Below are 266 nucleotides of genomic sequence, written 5' to 3' on the forward strand. Positions count from 1 at the left end.
ATATGAATCAAAATGGTTTATATTCACTACTAAAATTCCATATCGGAATATCACTGTTAACATAACGGACGCAATATGACTGTGGATAAATTAGCCCGCCTCGATCTCAACCTGCTGGTCTGCCTCCATGTCCTGCTGCAGGAATGCAGCGTGACCCGGGCAGCCCAGCGTTTGTTTCTCAGCCAGTCGGCGGTGAGCAAAAGTCTGGCCCGGCTGCGCGAACAGTTCGACGACGCGCTGTTTGTCCGCAGTGCCCACGGTCTGCT

1 protein-coding gene is annotated in these 266 nt (G+C 51.9%); it reads left to right on the forward strand.

Going from position 1 to position 266, the window contains the following annotated elements:
* Positions 1–75 precede the first annotated feature (75 nt).
* Positions 76–266: LysR family transcriptional regulator (locus tag ACYP03_RS26480; RefSeq protein WP_459782736.1), on the forward strand; the 191-nt coding region annotated here is incomplete at its 3' end.

It is taken from the genome of Photobacterium sp. R1, from assembly GCF_054600795.1.